Origin of the sequence: Bacillus sp. AP50, from assembly GCF_040492675.1 — a bacterium.
In the GTDB taxonomy this organism is placed as follows: domain Bacteria; phylum Bacillota; class Bacilli; order Bacillales; family Bacillaceae_G; genus Bacillus_A; species Bacillus_A cereus.
In genome coordinates this window covers 1-22,212 of record NZ_JBEUTW010000067.1, presented here as the reverse complement: position 1 = coordinate 22,212, position 22,212 = coordinate 1, and the positions used below count along the sequence as shown (strand labels likewise).

The following is a 22,212-nucleotide window of genomic DNA, read 5'->3' as shown; positions in this document are numbered from 1 at the left end:
AAAGAAATTTTAGCTAGAGAGGTAGAGGTACATGGATTTATTAGCGAAGTGGTTTAATTCTATGAAACAGTATTTATTAGATGCTGATCGTTGGGCTCATATTGGAGTTGCGACATTAAAAATATGTATTATTTTAACAATTGGTGCAGTTGTTGTGCGAATTGCAAGAGCGGTTGTACGAAATGCGTTTCGCATGGGAAGTCGTTCTCCAATTCAAATTTCAGAACGTCGTACAGTTACAGTAGCGAAATTACTTGAAAATATTGTAGCGTACGTTGTTATGTTCATTATGCTAATTGCGATTTTAGGTGTGTTTGATATTAATGCATCAGGTTTATTAGCGGGTGCTGGGGTAATTGGTTTAGCAGTCGGATTTGGTGCTCAAAGTTTAGTGAAAGATGTTATTACAGGTTTATTTATTTTGTTAGAAGATCAGTTTTCGGTTGGCGATTATGTTAAAATCGGTCAATTTGAAGGAGTCGTTTTAGAAATTGGACTTCGTACAACGAAAGTAAAGAGTTGGACAGGTGAAATTCATACTTTACCAAATGGAAGTATTGTTCAAGTTACTAACTACTCAGTTAGTAATAGTGTAGCGTTTGTTGATGTATCTATTTCATATGAGGCTGATATTGCGAAAGCAGAGCAAGTTATTGAAGATTTATTAGTAGAATTACCTTCAAAGTACGAAAAAATGGTAACAACACCTCAATTATTAGGTGTGCAAACATTAGCTGCATCAGAAGTTATATTACGTGTTATTGCTGAAGTAGAACCGATGCAACATGCAGTTATTGCAAGGGCACTTCGTAAAGAGATTAAAAATCGTCTTGATTTACATGGAATTGAAATTCCATATCCACGTATGGTTTTATATAATCGTGAAGAATTAGTTAGTGGAAAAGCAATTTAGTATGGAGAGGAGTTTGGAGAGTGGAGCAAAAGGAATATAACTTGTATGATGTTGTGGAAATGAAGAAAGCCCATCCATGTGGCGAGAATCGTTGGAAAATTATTCGTATGGGAATGGATATCCGCATTAAGTGCGAGGGGTGTGACCATTCAGTAATGATTCCTCGAAGAGAGTTTGATCGTAAGGTGAAAAAAATACTTGTGAAGCACGAAGAATAGAGGGAGAGTAACAGTTACAGTAGGTAACTGTTACTTTTTTTCGTTTGGCGGAAACTTGTCATTTTTTTCGTTACTATCTATAATGATGAAAGATTGAGACATAGGAGTGAAAAATATGGGATTAACGGCTGGGATTGTTGGATTACCTAACGTAGGGAAGTCCACTTTATTTAATGCAATTACACAAGCAGGAGCAGAATCTGCGAACTATCCATTCTGTACAATTGATCCAAACGTAGGGATTGTAGAAGTACCAGATGAGCGTTTAAATAAATTAACGGAATTAGTAGAACCGAAAAAGACTGTTCCGACTGTATTCGAGTTTACTGATATTGCAGGTATTGTAAAAGGTGCTAGTAAAGGTGAAGGTTTAGGAAATAAATTCTTATCTCACATTCGTCAAGTAGATGCAATTTGCCAAGTTGTTCGTTGTTTTGAAGACGAAAATATTACGCACGTTTCAGGGAAAGTAGATCCAATTGATGATATTGAAACAATCAATTTAGAGCTAATTTTAGCGGACTTAGAGTCTGTTGATAAGCGTATCGAGCGTGTTGCGAAATTAGCAAGACAAAAAGATAAAGAAGCGGTATATGAGCATGAAATTTTAGTTCGTTTAAAAGAAGCTTTTGAAGAGGGAAAACCAGCTCGTACTGTTGAATTTACAGAAGAGCAGATGAAGGTTGTTAAAGGCCTTCATTTACTTACAACAAAAGAAATGTTATACGTAGCGAATGTAAGTGAAGACGATGTTATCGATCCTTCGGAAAATAAATACGTACAAATGGTAAAAGAATTTGCAGCAAATGAAAATTCTCAAGTAATCGTTGTATGTGCAAAAATCGAATCAGAAATCGCTGAATTAGACGAAGAAGAGAAAAAAGTATTCCTTGAAGAATTAGGAATTGAAGAGTCTGGTTTAGATCAATTAATTCGTGCAGCATATGACCTATTAGGACTTGCTACTTACTTTACAGCTGGCGTTCAAGAAGTACGTGCTTGGACATTTAAACAAGGAATGAAGGCACCGCAATGTGCTGGTGTTATTCATACAGACTTTGAGCGTGGATTTATTCGTGCAGAAACAGTTTCTTACGATGACTTAATGACAAACGGTTCTATGACAGCTGCAAAAGAAGCTGGAAAAGTACGTTTAGAAGGAAAAGAATATATCGTAAAAGACGGAGATGTTATGCACTTCCGTTTTAACGTTTAATTTAATATTTCCTAGGAAAAATAAAGATATGAGCTTGGCAAATATATTATATGTTTGCCAAGTTTTTTATGTATTGGTGAGTTGATTCATATAACTTACTATGATATAATCTAAACTCGTGAGTAATTACTATAAATTAATTGCTCCTTGCCCATTACGGGCCGTTTAGACCAAAAGGAGGTGAAAGTGTAATGAGAAAGTACGAAATTATGTACATCATTCGTCCTGGCGTTGAAGAAGAAGCTCAAAAAGCTTTAGTTGAACGTTTTGCAGGTGTTTTAACAAACAATGGTGCAGAAATCATTAACACGAAAGAGTGGGGTAAGCGTCGTTTAGCTTACGAAATCAACGACTTACGTGAAGGTTTCTACATGATCTTAAACGTGAAATCTAACGCAGAAGCGATTAATGAATTCGACCGTTTAGCTAAGATCAACGAAGACATCCTTCGTCATATCGTTGTTAAAGAAGAAGAAAAATAATTGATATATAAGGGAGAGTGGTTCGATTGATGAATCGTGTTATCCTCGTTGGTCGTTTAACTAAGGACCCTGACTTACGTTACACGCCCAATGGTGTTGCAGTAGCTACTTTTACGTTAGCTGTGAATCGCGCATTTGCCAATCAACAAGGTGAGCGTGAAGCTGACTTTATTAATTGTGTAATATGGCGTAAACAAGCAGAAAACGTAGCAAATTATTTGAAAAAAGGTAGCTTAGCAGGCGTAGATGGACGTCTTCAAACTCGTAATTACGAGGGACAAGATGGTAAACGTGTATACGTAACAGAAGTTCTTGCGGAAAGCGTGCAATTTTTAGAGCCGCGTAATGGCGGTGGGGAGCAACGTGGTTCATTTAATCAGCAACCATCAGGAGCTGGTTTCGGTAACCAAGGCTCTAACCCATTTGGTCAATCTAGTAATTCAGGTAACCAAGGTAACTCTGGATTTACGAAGAATGACGATCCATTTTCAAATGTAGGTCAACCGATCGACATTTCCGACGACGATTTACCGTTCTAATACAGTAAATTTGTTAGTTTTAACAAAGAATGGAGGGAAATAGACATGGCAGGACGCAAAGGTGGACGTGCGAAACGTCGTAAGGTGTGTTTCTTCACAGCTAACGGCATCACTCGCATTGACTATAAAGATGTTGATTTATTAAAACGTTTCGTTTCTGAGCGTGGTAAAATTTTACCTCGTCGTGTAACAGGAACAAGCGCGAAATACCAACGCAAACTTACAGTTGCAATTAAACGTGCTCGTCAAATGGCACTTTTACCATATGTTGGTGAATAATAGCGTATGAAATGCACAGTAGAGTCGGACTCTACTGTGCATTTTGCTATGCTTTTCTTTTTTGAAAGAGAGGTTAAAATGTGAAACAAGCAAGATTTATTACTGAAGGTGCCGCGTTGTTGGCTATATATGCAATGTTATTGCTTATATCTATGTATGTTCCGATTTTGGGTACAGTTGTAACTTTTGCGTTGCCGTTACCATTTATACTATTAATGATAAGACATAAACTATCTAATGTGCTCGTGGTTTTTGTAGCGGCACTTTTTGTTACTGTTATTGTGAGTCAACCGATGAATTTAGTGAAGACAATTATGTTTGGATTGATAGGGATTGTTTTAGGATATATGTATAAAACAAGAAAAAAGCCAGTGGAAATCTTAATAGCTGGGACGCTTGCATACTTAATTGGTTTTGTACTTATTTATGTTGCGAGTATAAAGTTTTTCAACATAGATATAATGAAGCAAATGCAAAGTATATTTAGTGAAAGTATGGCGAAAAGCGAAAAGATAGTAAGTGCTACAGGTATGCCGATTAGTAAGGAACAAAAAGAGTTACTTGCACAAATGAATGATATATTACAATCGTTACTTCCGAGTATACTTGTGCTAGTTTCAGTATGTTTTTCTTGGATTACAGTGATAATATCAGGTAGTGTTTTGAAAAAGTTAAAACATGACGTTATATCTTGGCCTAAATTTAAAGATATACAATTACCAAAGAGTATCATTTGGTATTACGTTATATTTATTTTGTTAGCAACTTTTATAAAAGTAGAACCAACATCATATTTACATATGGTATTTTCTAACCTAAATGTCATATTTGCACTATTGCTTGTACTGCAAGGTCTGACATTTATCGCCTTTTTAGCGTATAGAAAAGGTTTTACTAAAGGGGTTCCTATTATTAGTTTTATTGCATGCATGTTTATTCCGATGCTGTTTCCTCTTGTGACAATCTTAGGTATAATTGACTTAGGGATTTCATTGCGTTCTAAAATAGGAGGATAAAATAATATTCCTTATACTATTTTAATCTGTTTAACTAACTGGAAGGTGAGTTAGTTTTACTTTATAGGAGTTGTATACATGCCTGAATTTGATAAGAAACAGTGGTTTTTATATCCTGTTTATGTATTGGCATTTTTTGTGTTTGTGCTCATTTCAATTCTCTGTTATTTTCATTTAATTATGGGGATAGCTGCTTTTGTCATTTTTTGTATCGTATTCTTTATCGTTATACGATTTGAACTTAATTTTCAAAGGAATTTCGAAAAGCATACGACAGATATGATTACAAGAGTAAAGAAAGTAAGTAATGAAGCATTTAACCAAATGCCGATTGGTATTTTGTTATACAATAAGGATTATGGGATTGATTGGGCAAATCCTTATTTATCTTCATGTCTGGGACAGCATGCATTAGCTGGATGGCACCTTTACGATGTATCAGAAACATTACTTCTTTTCATTAAAGGAGAAACTTCTGATGATATAGTCTCTTTAAATAATCGAAAGTTTCGCGTTTTTGTAAGGAAAGAAGAAAAGTTAATTTATTTCTTTGATGTAACGGAACAAACAGAAATCGAAAAGATGTACGAGGATCAAAGGACTGTTTTAGCTGTCATCTATTTGGATAATTATGATGAAGTTACACAAGGATTAGATGATCAATTACGTACGAATATAACAAGTCTTGTGACATCGCGACTAAATGAATGGGCACTTAAGTATGGGGCGTATTTAAAACGTGCATCTTCAGAAAGATTCTTCGTTGTGCTAAATGAAAGTATTTTGACGCAGATGGAAAAAGGGAAATTTAGCATTTTAGATCAGGTGCGTGAAGAAACATCTAAAAGGAATATACCACTTACATTAAGTGTGGGTGTCGGATCAGGTGATTTACCTTTATCAGAGCTTGGAGCAATGGCTCAATCTGGTTTAGATCTTGCGCTTGGGCGTGGGGGAGACCAAGTAGCTATTAAACAAGCGACAGGTAAAGTTAAGTTCTATGGAGGTAAGACAAATCCGGTTGAAAAACGTACCCGTGTACGCGCTAGGGTCATTTCGCATGCGTTAAAGGATTTAGTATTAGAAAGTAGTAATGTCATTATTATGGGGCATAGGGCTCCCGATATGGACGCAATTGGTGCTGCGATTGGTATTTTAAAAGTGGCTCAATTAAATGAGCGTAAAGGATATATTGTGTTAGATGAAAATGATTCCGATAAAGGAATTAAGCGTTTGATGGACAAAGTGAAACAAAATGAGGAGTTATGGTCTCGTTTTATTACTCCAGAGCAAGCGATGGAATTTGCAAATGATGAGTCGTTACTTGTTGTTGTCGATACGCATAAACCTTCTATGGTGATGGAGCAAAAACTGTTACATAAAATTGAAAATGTAGTAGTTATTGATCATCATCGCCGTGGAGAAGATTTTATTGAAGACCCATTGCTAGTTTATATGGAACCATATGCTTCTTCAACAGCAGAATTGGTTACAGAATTACTTGAGTATCAACCTAAAAATTTAAAGATGACAATGTTAGAAGCGACGGCATTGTTAGCGGGTATTATTGTCGACACGAAAAGTTTCACATTCCGGACAGGGGCTCGTACATTTGATGCTGCTTCTTATTTACGCTCACATGGTGCAGATACTGTACTTGTACAAGAACTTTTAAAGGAAGATATGGATCAGTATTTACGGGTTGCAAAAGCTATAAAAAATGCGTACATTTATAAAAATGGAATTGCGATTGCTAAAGTTGATAGTGATGATTACTACGATCAAGTGCTTATTGCGCAATCGGCAGACACGTTATTAACGATGACAGGGATTATTGCATCATTTGTTGTTGCGAAACGTGGCGAGAATCTCATTGGAATTAGCAGCAGGTCTTTAGGTGAAGTGAATGTGCAGCTAATTATGGAAAACTTAGGCGGTGGCGGGCATTTGACGAATGCAGCCACACAGATGAAAAATGTTACAGTAGATGAAGCTGAGGAGAAGCTTCGATTTGTTATTGATGACTATTTACAGGGAGGCACACAATCATGAAAGTAATTTTTCTAAAAGACGTAAAAGGTAAAGGTAAAAAAGGAGAAGTAAAAAACGTACCAGATGGCTATGCAAATAACTTCTTATTAAAACAAGGATTAGCTGCTGAAGCAACAAATAGCAGTATGAAAACTTTAGAAGCTCAAAAGCGTAAAGAAGAAAAAGATGCAGCAGCAGAGCTTGAAAATGCAAAAGAGTTAAAAGAGACTTTAGAGAAATTAACTGTAGAATTAAAGGCGAAATCTGGAGAAGGTGGCCGTTTATTTGGTTCTATCACAAGCAAACAAATCGTAGATGCAATGCAAAAATCACACAAGATTAAGCTTGATAAACGTAAATTTGAAATGGACGATGCAATCCGCGCGTTAGGTTATACAAACGTTACTGTGAAATTGCATCCACAAGTAACAGCAACAGTAAAAGTTCATGTTAGTGAACAATAAAAATAAATTAAGTAAGGAGGATTGCGTATGAGTGATGTACTTGCTGATCGTACCCCTCCGCATAATATAGAGGCTGAGCAGGCGGTTTTAGGGGCCATATTGATTGATCAAGATGCGTTAACTTCGGCATCAGAGTTATTGGTACCTGATTCGTTCTATCGAACGAAACATCAAAAGATTTTTGAAGTCATGCTTGGGCTATCTGATAAGGGAGAGCCGATCGACTTAGTAATGATGACATCAGCAATGGCTGATCAAGGATTACTAGAAGAAGTTGGTGGGGTTTCTTACTTAGCAGAGTTAGCAGAAGTTGTGCCAACTGCAGCTAACGTAGAATATTACGCACGCATCATCGCTGAAAAGGCGCTTTTACGTCGTTTAATTCGCACGGCGACTCATATTGTATCGGATGGATACGAGAGAGAAGATGATGTGGATGGTCTTTTAAATGAGGCTGAGAAAAAAATATTAGAAGTATCCCATCAAACGAATGCAAAAGCATTCCAAAACATTAAAGATGTTCTTGTAGATGCTTATGACAAAATTGAACTTTTGCATAATCAAAAGGGTGAAGTTACTGGGATACCAACTGGGTTTACTGAATTAGATAAGATGACAGCAGGTTTCCAACGAAATGATTTAATTATCGTGGCAGCACGTCCATCAGTAGGGAAAACGGCATTTTCATTAAATATTGCACAAAACGTAGCGACGAAAACGGATGAAAATGTAGCGATTTTTAGTTTGGAGATGGGTGCTGATCAGCTTGTTATGCGTATGCTTTGTGCAGAAGGGAATATTGATGCACAAAGACTTCGTACTGGTTCATTAACTTCCGATGATTGGGCAAAATTAACAATGGCAATGGGGAGTCTCTCAAATGCTGGTATATATATTGATGATACGCCAGGTATTAAAGTAAATGAGATTCGAGCAAAATGTCGTAGATTAAAGCAAGAACAAGGTCTTGGTATGATTTTGATTGACTATTTGCAGCTTATTCAAGGAAGTGGGAAATCAGGAGAAAACCGTCAGCAGGAAGTATCTGAGATTTCTCGTACCTTAAAAGGGATTGCACGTGAATTGCAAGTGCCTGTTATTGCTTTATCACAGTTATCTCGTGGTGTAGAATCTCGTCAAGATAAACGCCCGATGATGTCTGATATTCGTGAATCTGGAAGTATTGAGCAGGATGCTGATATTGTAGCTTTCCTATATCGTGAAGACTACTATGATCGAGAAACGGAAAACAAAAATACAATTGAAATTATTATTGCAAAACAACGTAACGGTCCAGTAGGTTCAGTGGAACTTGCATTCGTCAAAGAGTTCAATAAGTTCGTTAACTTAGAACGTCGTTTTGAGGATGGACATGCTCCACCGGCATAAAGGCAGTATAAAAAAGAAACACATTTCTTATAATAAGATGTGTTTCTTTTTTTTTATAAGAAAGATAAGGCTTTCATAAGTTAAATATATAATTCTTACGAACGAAAATGTTTTTTTGTGAAAAAATGTTCGCTTTTCGGTTGACTTCTCTTTCGGTTTTGGTACAATTATATTGTTTGAATAGATCGTTTGAAAATTGCGGAGGTGCTTTAATAATGTCTTCAGTAGTAGTTGTAGGAACACAATGGGGCGATGAAGGAAAAGGTAAAATCACTGATTTTCTTTCTGAGCATGCGGAAGTAGTTGCAAGATATCAAGGTGGAAATAACGCGGGACATACAATTGTTTTCGGCGGAGTTAAATATAAATTACACTTAATTCCATCTGGTATTTTCTATAAAGAGAAAATTTGTGTAATCGGAAACGGATTAGTAGTAGATCCAAAAGCATTACTTGAAGAGTTAAAATACTTACACGATCGTGGTGTAAGTACTGATAATTTACGTGTAAGTAACCGTGCACATGTTATTTTACCTTACCACTTAAAGCAAGATGAGTTAGAAGAAGCAAGTAAAGGTGATAACAAAATCGGTACAACGAAAAAAGGTATCGGTCCTGCATATATGGATAAAGCTGCTCGTATTGGTATTCGTATGGCTGATCTTTTAGACCGTGAAGCATTTAAAGAGAAGCTTGAGCGCAATTTAGTAGAAAAAAATCGTTTATTTGAAAAAATGTACGATACAGAAGGTTTCACTGTAGAAGAAATTTTCGAAGAGTACTTCGAGTACGGGCAACAAATCGCGCAATATGTATGTGATACGTCTGTTGTATTAAATGATGCATTAGATAATAATCACCGTGTATTATTTGAAGGTGCGCAAGGTGTTATGCTTGATATTGACCACGGTACGTACCCGTTCGTTACATCTTCTAACCCAATTGCTGGTGGTGTAACAGTTGGAACTGGAGTTGGTCCTGCGAAAGTTACTCGCGTTGTAGGTGTATGTAAAGCATATACAAGCCGCGTTGGTGATGGTCCATTCCCTACTGAGCTTCATGATGAAATTGGTCATCAAATTCGTGAAGTTGGTCGCGAGTATGGAACGACAACTGGTCGTCCACGCCGCGTAGGTTGGTTCGATAGCGTTGTTGTAAGACATGCACGTCGTGTTAGTGGTTTAACGGATCTATCATTAAATTCTATCGACGTTTTAACAGGTATTCCAACTCTTAAAATTTGTGTTGCTTACAAATACAATGGTGAAGTTATTGATGAAGTTCCAGCTAACTTAAACATTTTAGCAAAATGTGAGCCTGTATATGAAGAGCTTCCAGGTTGGGAAGAAGATATTACTGGTGTAAAATCATTAGATGAACTTCCTGAAAATGCACGAAAATACGTAGAACGTGTTTCTGAGTTAACAGGAATTCAAATATCTATGTTCTCAGTTGGACCAGATCGTAACCAAACAAATATTGTTCGTAACGTATACGAAGCTTAATTAATAGTGTTTAGAAAAAACTCATGTCCGCATGAGTTTTTTCTTATTCTTTTATAAAAAAACGAAAAAAGTATTGCAATAAATACAGAATACATGTTATGATACATCTTGTCGTCACGAAAATATGACGTTGGTGAGTATGAGCCATTAGCTCAGTTGGTAGAGCATCTGACTTTTAATCAGAGGGTCGAAGGTTCGAGTCCTTCATGGCTCACCATTTTATTTTTCGTGGCCCGTTGGTCAAGTGGTTAAGACACCGCCCTTTCACGGCGGTAACACGGGTTCGAATCCCGTACGGGTCATGTTTTTTTTTGCTTATTTTTGGTCCCGTGGTGTAGTGGTTAACATGCCTGCCTGTCACGCAGGAGATCGCCGGTTCGACCCCGGTCGGGACCGCCACTTTTGTTTATACCACCATTAGTGGTTTTATATATAGTTTTGGCTCGGTAGCTCAGTCGGTAGAGCAGAGGACTGAAAATCCTCGTGTCGGCGGTTCGATTCCGTCCCGAGCCACTCTCAGGATATTAAGTGGGCCCACTTAATATCCTTTTTATTTATGTAATTTTACAAAACTGAGTAGTTATTTTAAAATAGAACGAGGAGCCTCTAGCAGTTGAAGCTAGAGGTTTTTCTATAGATCGTATAAGATGCCGTGTAAAAGTGGATCATACATGAGTCTATGAGAATAGAGGAGAAAATACTTAAACAAAGGATGCGGTCATATAGGACATACTATGTAAACATCAATATGTTTAGGGATTATTGACCATATTTTTATAAGGAGGAAATAGACGATGATGGGAAAGAAAATTTTAGTAGTTGATGATGAAAAGCCGATTGCAGATATTTTGAAGTTTAACTTAGAAAAAGAAGGTTTTGAAATAGTAATGGCACATGATGGTGATGAAGCAATTGAAAAGGCTAATGAAGAGCAACCAGATATGGTTTTATTAGATATTATGCTACCAGGTAAAGACGGCTTAGAGGTTTGCCGTGAAATACGTAAAAGCTCAGAAATGCCGATTATTATGCTTACAGCAAAGGACTCTGAGATTGATAAAGTATTAGGGCTTGAGCTTGGGGCAGATGATTATGTAACGAAGCCATTTAGTACAAGGGAATTACTTGCTCGTGTGAAGGCGAATTTACGCCGCCATCAACAAGGTGGTGCTGCGGAAAAAGAAGAAAATACAGAAATGGTTATTGGACCAATTGTGATTAATCCAAATGCATATAGTGTAACGAAGCGCGAGGAAAATATCGAGCTTACACATCGTGAATTTGAGTTGCTACATTATTTAGCGAAACATTTAGGACAAGTTATGACACGCGAACATTTATTACAAACAGTTTGGGGTTATGACTATTTTGGAGATGTGCGCACAGTAGACGTTACAGTACGTCGTTTGCGTGAAAAAATTGAAGATAATCCAAGCCATCCTACTTTAATTGTAACTAGACGTGGAGTAGGGTATTACTTGCGTGACCCAGAGCAGGAATAGTATATGAAGAAAGTTGGTTTTTTTCAATCTATTCATTTAAAATTTGTGCTTATATATATGCTATTAATATTAATAGCGATGCAAGTTATTGGAGTATATTTCGTAAGGGAATTAGAGAAGAGCTTAGTACAAGGTTTTAGGGATTCTTTAACGCAGCAAACAAACTTATTATCATATAATTTGAAGCAAGAGTTTAAAAAAAGTTATACAAAAGCAGAAACAGAGTCAACAGATGAAACGATTAAAACTTCAATTCGAAAATTTGCCTCTGATCAGAAGAAAGTTATACAAGAGGTAAGCGTATTTGATTCGCACAGAAAGTTACTGGCTATTTCAGATGAATCAAAGCAGAATAAGGTGAATCGAACATCAACTGATATAGCTGTTCAGCGAGTATTAGTACAAAAAAAGCCGGAAGTGAAAATTGAGAAGGATGGTAGTACAGGTCATCGTGTTCAAGTTATGCTTACTCCGATTCTAGATGATAACGGTAAGGATGCGCTTGGTGTTATTTACATTGTGGCATCTATGGAAGATGTATATAAACAAATGAAGGATATAAATCAAATTTTTGCTACGGGAACAGTAATTGCTTTATTAGTAACGGCCGTACTTGGGATTTTATTGGCTCAAACAATTACAAGACCAATTTCAGATATGCGGAGACAAGCAATCGAAATGGCAAAAGGAAATTATTCCAGAAAAGTAAAAGTGCATAGCCATGATGAAATTGGACAACTGGCATTATCCTTCAATAATTTATCGAAAAAATTACAACAAGCTCGTTCTTCTACAGAAAGTGAAAGGCGTAAATTATCATCTGTTTTATCACATATGACAGATGGAGTAATTGCTACTGATCGAAAAGGGGATATTATTTTACTAAATGACCCTGCGGAAAAGATGTTAAATGTTTCTCGTGAAACAGCGCTCGATCAATCTGTTTTAGAGGTATTAGGGATACAGGAAGAATTTACGCTCGATCATTTATATGAAGAGCCAGATTCTGTTTTATTAGATTTTAGTACGAGAAACGAACCATATATTTTACGTGCTAGTTTCTCTGTTATTCAAAAAGAAACAGGGAAGGCAAACGGCTTAATTGCTGTACTATATGATGTAACAGAGCAGGAACGTATAGAACGGGAACGCCGTGAGTTTGTGGCAAATGTCTCTCATGAATTAAGGACGCCATTAACGACGATGCGCAGTTATTTAGAGGCACTTACAGATGGAGCATGGCAGGATCCAAATATTGCACCACAATTTTTAACGGTTACACAAGAAGAAACAGAAAGAATGATTAGACTTGTAAATGCGTTGTTACAGCTATCTAAACTGGATAGTACAGAGCATCGTTTAATGAAAGAATGGGTCGACTTTACTGATTTCTTTAATAATATTATTGATCGCTTTGAAATGTCTAAAGAGCAAAATGTAAGTTTCAAACGATCTTTCTCTAAGAAATCTAGATTTATTGATATGGATACTGACAAAATTACTCAAGTGCTGTATAACATTATTTCTAACGCATTAAAGTATTCACCAGAAGGTGGAACAGTAACATATCGTTTACGTGATCGCGGTGATTTATTAGAAATTAGTGTAAGTGACCAAGGAATGGGTATTCCAAAAGAAAACGTTGATAAAATCTTTGAACGTTTTTATCGCGTAGATAAAGCTCGTTCAAGACAAATGGGTGGTACGGGACTTGGATTAGCAATTGCAAAAGAAATGATTGAGGCACATGGTGGCTCTATTTGGGCGAAGAGTGAAGAAGGAAAAGGGACAACTATTTATTTCACGTTACCAATGGCAGCAGATGAAGAGGACGATTGGGAATGAGTATGGAAAACTTTAAAACAATAGTTTTAATTAACCTAGTTGTAATTAGCCTATTTCTTACTTTTAATCTATGGACGTATGTGCCAGATTCTACATCCATGCAAAACGCGAAATTTGTACAGGGGAATGAAGGAATGAACCAAACTAAAATTTCCGATGTTGTCCGTCCTACTTCTATCATCGTGCATAAAGATAAAAATCATTATGGGAGCAGAAGAGAGGCAGATATAGAATCAATCTATAAGCCTCTAGAAGTAGGGGAACTACATGGTTTTAGAGAGATATCAATCACTAAGGGGGATTTCCTTTCATATGTGCATGGTGAAGGGAAAGTTGAACTTGTTTTCCCTACCGATATCCCATTTGATGCAGTTAAATCCATGTTCAACATGAAAGAGAAAAGTACAGATAAGCCTAAACATTTTAATCGTATTCTCCTTGATCCTTCTAGAAGTAAGGATCAAGAAATTAAAATTAACTTTGTTTCTGATGGTGATAACTTTAAAATATACGAGGCAAAATTAAGTGGCTTGTATTTAAAAGATATTGTAAATGCCCAAAATCAATTTATAGTATCAGCAAAACCTTATTTTGATTATCAACTTAATGATATGAAAAAATTATTTTTACCAGATGGAACGACAGAGTTAAGCAATATAACATATATTTCATCTAATTTAGCAGTTGATACGTTTAAGAATACTCTGTTTAGTGATCCTCGTTATTTAAGTCCGATTACCGAGATGTCGAAAGAAACATTTACAGATGGTATTAGATCCATGGAAATTGAAAACGATCGTCACATGCTAAAGTATAAAAACTCTTCTGTCTTAACTGAGAAAACGATAGATAATTTAATGCTTTTACAAAAAAGCTTTGAATTTGTAAGTGGTCACAGTGGGAGTTTGGATTCATATCGTTTGGACTATATGAATAAAGGAGAGACAGTATTTCGCTTAAATGAAGATGGATATCCAGTATTCAATGCAGATGGATTAGCGGAATTAAGACAAGTATGGGGATCAGAAGAAGTAATGGAATATGAAAGACCATTGCTGTCTTTAAATACTAAAGGTATAGAACAGAAGGTTACTCTTCCGTCAGGGCATGTTGTAATAGCATCCCTAGAAAATAATCCAGAGATAAAGAAACAAGTAATTAAGGATATTGGCATTGGATACAAGTTATCACTAGATGGGCAAGTGGTTCGACTACAACCAATTTGGTATGTAAAGCTTGTTGAAGATGAAACAGGTAAACAGAAAATCTATGAGTGGAGTGAGGGAGGACTAAATGGATTGGGATCGGATTAAAACCATATTTATTGTGACCTTTTTTGTTTTGGACCTCTTTCTCATTTTCCAATTCATTCAAAAGCAAGATAGTAATCAATTGGAGCTTATTGCAGAAACAAAGATAGATCAAGAATTAAAAGCAAATAAAATTACGATGGGAAATATCCCTAAAGAACCGAAAAAAGAGTCATTTATTAGAGCGGAAAATAAAGCCTTTAAAGAAGAAGATATACAGTCTTTGAAAAATCAAACGGTGCATATACAAAATATGTACAAGATAGAAAGTAAGCTAAAAGAGCCTTTTTTAAATACGAAATCATTATCAAAAGATAAGTATAATGAATTTTTGAAGAACTATGTATTGGATGGACAAAAGTATGAATTTGGAGCGGTGAAAGACTCTAAAATTTATTTCTTCCAAAAATATAAAGATAAGCCTATTTTCTATAATAATCAGGCGATGATTGTTGTGGAATTAAATGAAAAAAATGAACTTGTTTCATATACGCAGACAATGCTAACTGATTTAAAAGAAATGGGCGAAGGTGAAAAAACGAAAGAGCAAGAAATTATTACGGCTCAAACAGCTTTAGAAAATTTGTATTTAAAAAATAAAATTCATGGAAATACGCATGTTAAAGAAGCACAAATTGGTTATGCCACTCTTACCGCATCTACTTCTAATAACCAAGTACTTGCTCCAACGTGGAATTTAAAAACGGAGCAGAAGCAGGACTTCTTTGTGAATGCAATTGAAGGACAAGTTATGGAATTAGGAGAAAAGGAAAATCAAGTGGTTGATGAACATACTGGAGTGAGAAAGAATGGGGTTGCATTTTAGCGTACTTGCAAGTGGAAGTACAGGAAATATGCTATACGTAGGAACCGATGAAAAAAAATTACTAGTCGACGCAGGTTTAAGTGGTAAAGCAACAGAGGCTTTATTTAAACAAGCAGAACTAAATATAAATGATGTATCAGGTATTCTTGTAACGCATGAGCATAGTGATCATATTAAAGGATTAGGTGTATTGGCACGTAAATATGATTTACCTGTTTATGCGAATGAGAAAACATGGAATGCAATGGAACATTTAATAGGAAATATCCCAACTGAACAAAAGTTTATTTTCTCAGTTGGTGATGTGAAAACATTTGGTGATATTGAAGTCGAGTCATTTGGAGTTTCTCATGATGCGGCAGAACCGATGTTTTATGCTTTCCATAACAATAATAGGAAATTAGCGCTTATTACAGATACGGGATACGTAAGTGACCGTATGAAGGGCGTTATTAAGGGAGCTAATGCTTTTGTATTTGAAAGTAATCATGATGTAGAAATGCTTCGTATGGGACGTTATCCATGGAGCATTAAACGACGTATCTTAAGTGACGTTGGGCATGTTTGTAATGAGGATGCTGCATTAGCGATGGCAGATGTAATTACAGATGAGACAAAGCATATTTATTTAGCCCATTTAAGCTTAGATAATAACATGAAAGAACTAGCGCGTATGTCAGTATCACAAGTACTAGAGGAAAAAGGATTTGGAGTGGGTGAATCCTTTGAAATTCACGATACAGATCCAAAAATGCCTACAAAAATTCAATACGTATAATTCTTCATTTTAGTAAACAATAAAGGTGAATATAGTTGTTTTCAGGAAGATAGGTGAACAAATATGTCCTTTATTGATGAAGAAAGTTATCGTATGAAACGTGCAGGAAAAAAGAAGCACAAAGGTATAGTTCTTTCGAGTATAGCGGGAACAATTGTAGGAGCTTCTTTATTTGCGTTTGGAGCGCCTTTATTTTCGAATTCTGCTGATACGCTTCCGCAAGCTGAAGCAAGCGGAAGTAATATGGCTGAAGCTCAAGGGATTAAACAGATTAGCTTTGTAGATGCCGTTGATCGTGCATCTGAAGCTGTTGTGGGTGTTATTAACATTCAACGAGATAATTTTTCAGAGGCAGATTCAGAGGCCGGTACAGGATCAGGAGTAATTTATAAAAAGACAGATGGTCAAGCTTATATTGTAACGAATAATCATGTTGTAGCTGGAGCGAATCGTATTGAAGTAAGTCTAAGTGATGGTAAGAAGGTTCCTGGAAAAGTATTAGGAACCGATGTAGTCACAGATTTAGCTGTATTAGAAATAGATGCAAAGCATGTGAAAAAAATAATTGAAATTGGCGATTCTAATACTGTTCGCAGAGGAGAACCAGTTATTGCGATTGGAAACCCACTTGGACTGCAATTTTCTGGAACAGTTACACAAGGTATTATTTCAGCTAATGAACGTATTGTCCCTGTAGATTTAGATCAAGATGGACATTATGATTGGCAAGTAGAAGTGTTACAAACAGATGCAGCGATTAATCCGGGGAATAGTGGTGGTGCGCTTGTAAATGCAGCAGGACAATTAATTGGTATTAATTCAATGAAAATTGCTGCAAAAGAAGTAGAAGGAATCGGCCTTGCTATTCCGGTGACTAGAGCTGTTCCGATTATGAATGAACTTGAGAAGTATGGAAAAGTAAGAAGACCGTATGTTGGGATTGAACTTAGGTCATTAAATGAAATCCCAAACTATTATTGGTCAAAAACATTACATTTACCAGGTACTGTAACAGAGGGCGTTTGTATTTTGGATGTGAAAAGTCCTTCGCCAGGTGCGGATGCTGGTTTAAGAGAACATGATGTTATTGTGGCAGTAGATGGAAAACCGATTCGCGATATTATTGGATTCCGTACGGCCTTATATGATAAGGAAATTAATGATAAAATGACTCTTACGTTTTATCGTGGTACAAAAAGAGTAACAACAACAGTGAAATTAGGCATTCAAAAGTATTAAAAACAGGAGGGCCTACCTCCTGTTTTCTATTGTAGAAAAGTGAGGTGTAGAAAATGAATTTACCTTGTTGTTTAGAACATGTTGAATTAGCGTTAGATATTATTGTGGATGAGTGTGAAGTTGCACCAGTTATCAACAATGTGGATAACTCAGGAAAAGAGAAAAAAACATGTGAATTTTGTCAAAATGAGGCGACATATGTTGTATCGAACACAGATTCTCACACAATATGTGGGTAGTGTTTGTGGATATGTGGATAAGTTTTGTGGATAACATGTTTGTAAGGTGGAGGATACGTGTGAATATCTCGATTATTTCAATTGGGAAATTAAAAGAAAAATATTTGAAACAAGGTATAGCAGAATACTTAAAACGATTATCTGCATACGCAAAAGTAGAAGTAATTGAATTACCTGATGAAAAGGCGCCAGAAAATTTAAGTGAAGCAGAAATGTTAATTGTAAAGGAAAAAGAAGGTATACGTATACTCGATAAAATTTCTGATGACACGCATGTGATTGCATTAGCTATAGAAGGAAAGCAAAAGTCATCAGAAGAATTTGCGGTAAGTCTAGATCGCCTTGCTACATACGGAAAGAGTAAAGTCGCATTTGTAATTGGTGGATCACTTGGACTAAGCTCAGAAGTGATGAAGCGTTCAAATGAATCACTTTCTTTTTCAAAGATGACATTACCACACCAATTAATGCGATTAGTGTTGCTTGAGCAAGTGTATAGAGCGTTTCGGATTAATCGTGGAGAACCGTATCATAAGTAATGTATTCTATGTAAAACACTGATATTATCATATTTATTTTATTATGCCTATAATTGGAGGCTATGTGAATGGTAAGTGATCAGACGAGATATTCTAGACTCGCAAATATAACAAAAATAATAAATACGAAATTAGAACTACGTGACGTATTGCAGCGTGTGACAATGGCGATATCAGAGGAAATTGTTAGGTGCGATGCTGTTGGAATTTATTTACCCCAGGAAGATGGAACATTTAGAGGGTTTGCAGGAAAACCAGAGACTATAAATGGCGTAACGCTCGATACTCAAGTAATTGATCCTGAAATAGACTTACTGGCAAAAGAGGTTATTGAAACGAAAAAAACCATCTATATTCCTGATACCTCAAAGGATCATCGACCAGATCCGAGACCGGTTAATGCATTCAAAATTAAGTCCTTATTAGCTTTGCCTATCTCATTTGGGCAAGAGTTATTTGGTCTAGTTTTTTTATTTGATTATGGAATTCCGATGAACTTAACAGATTCAGAAATTCAAAGTGTTGAAGCTTATGTAAATATGGCTGCGGTTGCAATTCAAAACACAAATAATTTAAAACAAAAGGAAAACCTTATTGCTGAGAAGCAGCTGTTACTAAATGTTACACGTGATTTATCAATGTGTTCCTCGACACAGGAGAGTTTTGATAAATGCTTTTTTTACCTAGAACAGATTTTAGAGAGTAAAAATATGACTGCCCATCTTCTAGATCCGCTAGATAAAACAACAATTAAAACAACGAAATTAAGTAAGGGTTGTCATTGGACAGAAGCGGATTGGACAGAGAAAAGCTATGAAGCCAAGATTCAAGAAGTTATTCAAACAAAAAATATAGATAGTAAGGGTCTATTGATGATTCCATTGGTTTCAATTGGAGAAGTATTAGGGGTAATCGTCGTTGGCAAAGAAGGAAAAGCTCACAATTATGATCATTCTCAACTTCAACTAGCAAAATCTATCGTTGATGCCACAGCCCCTACGTTTTCGAATTTGTCATATATGGATCAACTAGAAAGCATAGTGGAAGAGCGAACGAGAGAGCTAGCTGCTGCTAATGAAAAAGTTACAAGTGTGATTGAATGTATTACGGATGGATTTTTTATTTTAAATAATAAATGGGAATTTACGTACGTAAATAAGCACCAATATTTTCCGAAAAGAAAAACAGCAAAAGATGTATTAGGAAAGAATATATGGGATGTTTTCCCGAGTGAAATCGACACAGTTATGTATAAGGAATTTCATCGTGCGATGTCAGAGCGAACTACAGTTCATTTCGAATTTCTTTCTACTGCAGATGAATATTGGCACGAAGTTATTGCATACCCGTATGATGATGGTATTTGTTGTATTTTTAAAAACATAACGGAAAAAAAGAAATATGAACAGGAATTGAAAAGATTATCCAACATAGATTTAATAGGGCAAATGGCAGCAGGTATCAGCCATGAAATTAGAAATCCAATGACAACAGTACTAGGATTTTTACAGTTATTAAAAGAAGAGAATACCTATGAGAAACATAATAAGTACTTTCATTTAATGATTGAAGAACTTAACCGTGCCAATTCTATTATTACTGAATTTCTCTCAATGGGTAATACAAGGAAATCGGATTTGCAGATGTTAGATTTAAATTCAATTATCCGCGATATTATTCCTTTAATAAAGATTGATACGTACAATCAAAATAAATATATTCAAGTCGATACAAATGACATTCCAGAATTACTTTTAAATCGTAATGAAATACGGCAATTATTAATGAATCTATATCGTAATGGCTTAGAAGCGATGAATACAGGGAAAGTTCTAACCATTAGCACTTACAAGGAAGGTCAAAATTGTGTGGTGCTTGCAGTGCGGGATCAAGGAAAAGGTATCAGGCCTGAAGTATTAGAGAAACTGGGTACGCCGTTTTACACGACCAAAGATAATGGAACTGGATTGGGGTTAGGTGTATGTTATGCCATTGCTGCCCGCCATAATGCAAAAATAGAAATTCAAACAGGATCGGAAGGCACTACCTTTTTTGTTAAATTTAATTATGAAAATAATAAAAAATAACCTTATTTAGAATAGTTACGATGAACCGTATCATAAATAAATTTATTCTTTGCATATAAAAGGATAAAAAGACCATTGGACAAAAATTACCGATGGTCTTTTAAATATTATTAGATGGTATGTAGATTTCCTAAAATAAGTATGTTTCTATTTCCATAAAAATATGCTGTAATATGAAGAGGAAAAAGTATAAGTAGTTAGAGAAGTGAGGAATTAAAGGTGAAGAAGTTTAAGAAGTTTTACTTGGAGATTACGAGTGTATGTAATCTTGCGTGTAGCTTTTGTCCGCCGACGGAAAGGCAGAAGCAATTCATTTCTGTGGAGGATTTTGCTAAAAGATTAGACCAAATTAAACCTCACACAGACTACATTTATTTGCACGTGAAGGGTGAGCCGTTGCTCCACCCGAAAATAGATCAACTATTAGACTTAAGTCATGAAAAAGGGTTTAAAGTTAATATTACAACGAACGGAACGTTAATTAATAAGAGAAGACATAGGCTGTTAAATAAGCCTGCGTTAAGACAAATGAATTTTTCACTGCATAGTTTTGATGGACATCCAGGTTCGCAAGATAAAGAGGGCTATGTAAGGAGTATACTTTCCTTCATTAGGGAAGCGACAAGTCAATCAGATTTAATTGTATCGTTAAGGTTATGGAATTTAACTCAGGATAATAAAACGAATGCTGAAATCCAGAAAAATAGAGAGTTATTATCTATAATTGAAAATGAATTTGATCTATCTTATCAAATTGAAGAGAAGCTTACACCAGGAAAAGGTATAAAAATTGCAGAACGTGTCTTTATTAATCAAGACTATGAATTCCAGTGGCCAGCATTACATGAAGAAGAGGATGATGGGAAAGGATTCTGTCATGGACTTCGTAATCAAGCGGGTATTTTAGCGAATGGAACAGTTATTCCTTGTTGTTTAGATGGTGAAGGGATTATTAACCTTGGGAATATTAATAATGATTCATTTTCTAACATTATCGAAGGTGAAAGAGCAACAAACATTGTCGATGGATTTTCGAAAAGAGTTGCGGTTGAAGAACTTTGCAGGAAATGTGGATATCGCAAACGGTTTGGGAAGTAAATATGAAATAAGCCCTCATAAAGCGAGGGCTTATTTTTTATACTTGATAAGAATGCTCTAATTTATCAATTAATGAACCAACGTAAGAAACAGCTTTACGGATTGCGTCTGGTTTTGACATATCTACTCCGGCATGTTTCATTGTACCACCAGCGATCAATAGCAGGTTGTCCTTCCTCTTTAATCATTTGAGCTACTGCAGTGGATGCAGTGTGTGCTGCCTTTTTTGTAGTATTTCTAGTAACGATTTACGGAAAGGTTCAAGTTTTGTTTCTTCAGTTAAATATTTTTCAATTGTTCCTTCGCCGAATATGAGGATTTCATTATGAATAAAGGATAGTGCAGTATGTACTTTCGTCCATAAAGCAGAAATTTTGGAAGAGTTCGCTTGAATACTTGGATTTGTACGATCAGTAGATTCTTTTAAATTTGCATATGAGTACAGTTTTGTTAACGTCATTAAAAGTTCTTCTTCTAAAAGTAGGCAATTTAATAAATTGTGGGAGCTAGTATGTAAATGTCCTTTAAATGAATCAAGTTTCTGTATATCATTTTCCAATGCGTTTAATGCAGTATGCTATTCGGCATCAGAATTATACAAATCGGATAAATCCCATGTTAGTTCAGCAGGTACCTCTGCGCAATTAAGACGATTTTCTATTACATTTTTCAAGTCGTATATCCTCCTTATTAAGAC

At 35.8% G+C, this 22,212-nt stretch carries 22 protein-coding genes, 4 tRNA genes and 1 pseudogene; 25 read left to right on the top strand and 2 right to left on the bottom strand.

Annotation, left to right across the window (positions count from 1 at the left end; genetic code table 11):
• The first annotated feature begins 31 nt into the window (after positions 1 to 31).
• The 25 genes from ABWK52_RS06965 to ABWK52_RS06845 all read left to right on the top strand — a co-directional run bounded on the left by ABWK52_RS06965 (position 32) and on the right by ABWK52_RS06845 (position 21,515).
• A complete protein-coding gene (locus tag ABWK52_RS06965; RefSeq protein WP_000364815.1) occupies positions 32 to 913 on the top strand; it encodes a mechanosensitive ion channel family protein in 882 nt (293 codons plus the stop codon).
• A gap of 20 nt (positions 914 to 933) precedes the next feature.
• Positions 934 to 1,131 (top strand): DUF951 domain-containing protein, encoded by a 198-nt coding sequence (locus ABWK52_RS06960; protein ID WP_000435485.1) that lies wholly within the window; start codon positions 934 to 936, stop codon positions 1,129 to 1,131.
• A 115-nt stretch (positions 1,132 to 1,246) separates the two neighbouring features.
• Positions 1,247 to 2,347, top strand: a complete 1,101-nt coding sequence (gene ychF / locus ABWK52_RS06955) for a redox-regulated ATPase YchF (RefSeq protein ID WP_000524672.1) — start codon at positions 1,247 to 1,249, stop codon at positions 2,345 to 2,347.
• Positions 2,348 to 2,538: 191 nt separating this feature from the next.
• Positions 2,539 to 2,829 carry a 30S ribosomal protein S6 gene (gene rpsF / locus ABWK52_RS06950; protein ID WP_001233778.1) on the top strand — a complete coding sequence of 97 codons (291 nt, stop codon included), beginning with the start codon at positions 2,539 to 2,541 and terminating at the stop codon, positions 2,827 to 2,829.
• Between the two features lie 26 nt (positions 2,830 to 2,855).
• Positions 2,856 to 3,368 carry a single-stranded DNA-binding protein gene (gene ssb / locus ABWK52_RS06945; protein WP_000981966.1) on the top strand — a complete coding sequence of 171 codons (513 nt, stop codon included), beginning with the start codon at positions 2,856 to 2,858 and terminating at the stop codon, positions 3,366 to 3,368.
• A 45-nt stretch (positions 3,369 to 3,413) separates the two neighbouring features.
• The gene (rpsR, locus tag ABWK52_RS06940) at positions 3,414 to 3,647 is read left to right on the top strand and encodes a 30S ribosomal protein S18 (RefSeq protein WP_000918873.1); all 234 of its coding nucleotides are present in this window, start codon (positions 3,414 to 3,416) and stop codon (positions 3,645 to 3,647) included.
• Positions 3,648 to 3,727: 80 nt separating this feature from the next.
• Complete coding sequence (locus ABWK52_RS06935; RefSeq protein WP_000806422.1) at positions 3,728 to 4,663, top strand: YybS family protein; 936 nt, start codon at positions 3,728 to 3,730, stop codon at positions 4,661 to 4,663.
• A 78-nt stretch (positions 4,664 to 4,741) separates the two neighbouring features.
• Positions 4,742 to 6,715, top strand: a complete 1,974-nt coding sequence (locus ABWK52_RS06930; RefSeq protein WP_001113788.1) for a DHH family phosphoesterase — start codon at positions 4,742 to 4,744, stop codon at positions 6,713 to 6,715.
• Positions 6,712 to 7,158, top strand: a complete 447-nt coding sequence (rplI, locus tag ABWK52_RS06925; protein ID WP_000864228.1) for a 50S ribosomal protein L9 — start codon at positions 6,712 to 6,714, stop codon at positions 7,156 to 7,158. Before ABWK52_RS06930 ends, rplI begins: the two co-directional genes overlap by 4 nt.
• Positions 7,159 to 7,185: 27 nt before the next feature.
• Positions 7,186 to 8,547 (top strand): replicative DNA helicase, encoded by a 1,362-nt coding sequence (gene dnaB, locus ABWK52_RS06920; RefSeq protein ID WP_001286148.1) that lies wholly within the window; start codon positions 7,186 to 7,188, stop codon positions 8,545 to 8,547.
• 215 nt (positions 8,548 to 8,762) lie between these two features.
• Positions 8,763 to 10,052: an adenylosuccinate synthase gene (locus ABWK52_RS06915; protein WP_000100238.1), complete on the top strand. Its 1,290-nt coding sequence runs from the start codon at positions 8,763 to 8,765 to the stop codon at positions 10,050 to 10,052.
• A 141-nt stretch (positions 10,053 to 10,193) separates the two neighbouring features.
• Positions 10,194 to 10,269 (top strand) — tRNA-Lys (locus tag ABWK52_RS06910).
• Positions 10,270 to 10,282: 13 nt separating this feature from the next.
• Positions 10,283 to 10,354: transfer RNA gene (locus ABWK52_RS06905), tRNA-Glu, on the top strand.
• Between the two features lie 21 nt (positions 10,355 to 10,375).
• A tRNA-Asp gene (locus ABWK52_RS06900) sits at positions 10,376 to 10,451 on the top strand.
• 41 nt (positions 10,452 to 10,492) lie between these two features.
• Positions 10,493 to 10,565 (top strand) — tRNA-Phe (locus tag ABWK52_RS06895).
• 281 nt (positions 10,566 to 10,846) lie between these two features.
• Positions 10,847 to 11,554, top strand: a complete 708-nt coding sequence (gene walR / locus ABWK52_RS06890) for a cell wall metabolism DNA-binding response regulator WalR (protein WP_000971865.1) — start codon at positions 10,847 to 10,849, stop codon at positions 11,552 to 11,554.
• Between the two features lie 3 nt (positions 11,555 to 11,557).
• Positions 11,558 to 13,399: a cell wall metabolism sensor histidine kinase WalK gene (gene walK / locus ABWK52_RS06885; protein ID WP_000755367.1), complete on the top strand. Its 1,842-nt coding sequence runs from the start codon at positions 11,558 to 11,560 to the stop codon at positions 13,397 to 13,399.
• Entirely contained in the window at positions 13,396 to 14,712 is a 1,317-nt protein-coding gene (locus ABWK52_RS06880; RefSeq protein ID WP_087967116.1) for a YycH family regulatory protein, read from the top strand. Before walK ends, ABWK52_RS06880 begins: the two co-directional genes overlap by 4 nt.
• Positions 14,693 to 15,535 (top strand): two-component system regulatory protein YycI, encoded by an 843-nt coding sequence (locus ABWK52_RS06875; protein ID WP_000383740.1) that lies wholly within the window; start codon positions 14,693 to 14,695, stop codon positions 15,533 to 15,535. The genes ABWK52_RS06880 and ABWK52_RS06875 overlap by 20 nt, the downstream gene beginning before the upstream one ends.
• On the top strand, positions 15,519 to 16,313 hold the full coding sequence (locus ABWK52_RS06870) for an MBL fold metallo-hydrolase (RefSeq protein WP_000522837.1): 795 nt from the start codon (positions 15,519 to 15,521) through the stop codon (positions 16,311 to 16,313). Before ABWK52_RS06875 ends, ABWK52_RS06870 begins: the two co-directional genes overlap by 17 nt.
• 63 nt (positions 16,314 to 16,376) lie before the next feature.
• The gene (locus ABWK52_RS06865) at positions 16,377 to 17,552 is read left to right on the top strand and encodes a S1C family serine protease (protein WP_000008042.1); all 1,176 of its coding nucleotides are present in this window, start codon (positions 16,377 to 16,379) and stop codon (positions 17,550 to 17,552) included.
• A 53-nt stretch (positions 17,553 to 17,605) separates the two neighbouring features.
• On the top strand, positions 17,606 to 17,791 hold the full coding sequence (locus ABWK52_RS06860; RefSeq protein ID WP_001052831.1) for a CxxH/CxxC protein: 186 nt from the start codon (positions 17,606 to 17,608) through the stop codon (positions 17,789 to 17,791).
• A 59-nt stretch (positions 17,792 to 17,850) separates the two neighbouring features.
• On the top strand, positions 17,851 to 18,330 hold the full coding sequence (gene rlmH, locus ABWK52_RS06855) for a 23S rRNA (pseudouridine(1915)-N(3))-methyltransferase RlmH (RefSeq protein WP_001027003.1): 480 nt from the start codon (positions 17,851 to 17,853) through the stop codon (positions 18,328 to 18,330).
• Positions 18,331 to 18,398: 68 nt separating this feature from the next.
• Entirely contained in the window at positions 18,399 to 20,417 is a 2,019-nt protein-coding gene (locus ABWK52_RS06850) for a GAF domain-containing sensor histidine kinase (protein WP_098507842.1), read from the top strand.
• A 219-nt stretch (positions 20,418 to 20,636) separates the two neighbouring features.
• Positions 20,637 to 21,515 carry a radical SAM/SPASM domain-containing protein gene (locus tag ABWK52_RS06845; protein ID WP_000713633.1) on the top strand — a complete coding sequence of 293 codons (879 nt, stop codon included), beginning with the start codon at positions 20,637 to 20,639 and terminating at the stop codon, positions 21,513 to 21,515.
• Positions 21,516 to 21,552: 37 nt separating this feature from the next.
• Here ABWK52_RS06845 and ABWK52_RS06840 read toward each other — a convergent pair whose 3' ends face one another.
• Together ABWK52_RS06840 and ABWK52_RS06835 are read right to left on the bottom strand one after the other, a co-directional pair.
• Positions 21,553 to 21,657 (bottom strand): oligoendopeptidase F, encoded by a 105-nt coding sequence (locus ABWK52_RS06840; RefSeq protein WP_009327392.1) that lies wholly within the window; start codon positions 21,655 to 21,657, stop codon positions 21,553 to 21,555.
• 60 nt (positions 21,658 to 21,717) lie between these two features.
• Positions 21,718 to 22,188, bottom strand: a pseudogene (locus ABWK52_RS06835) (oligoendopeptidase F); the annotation flags it as partial.
• Positions 22,189 to 22,212 lie beyond the last annotated feature (24 nt).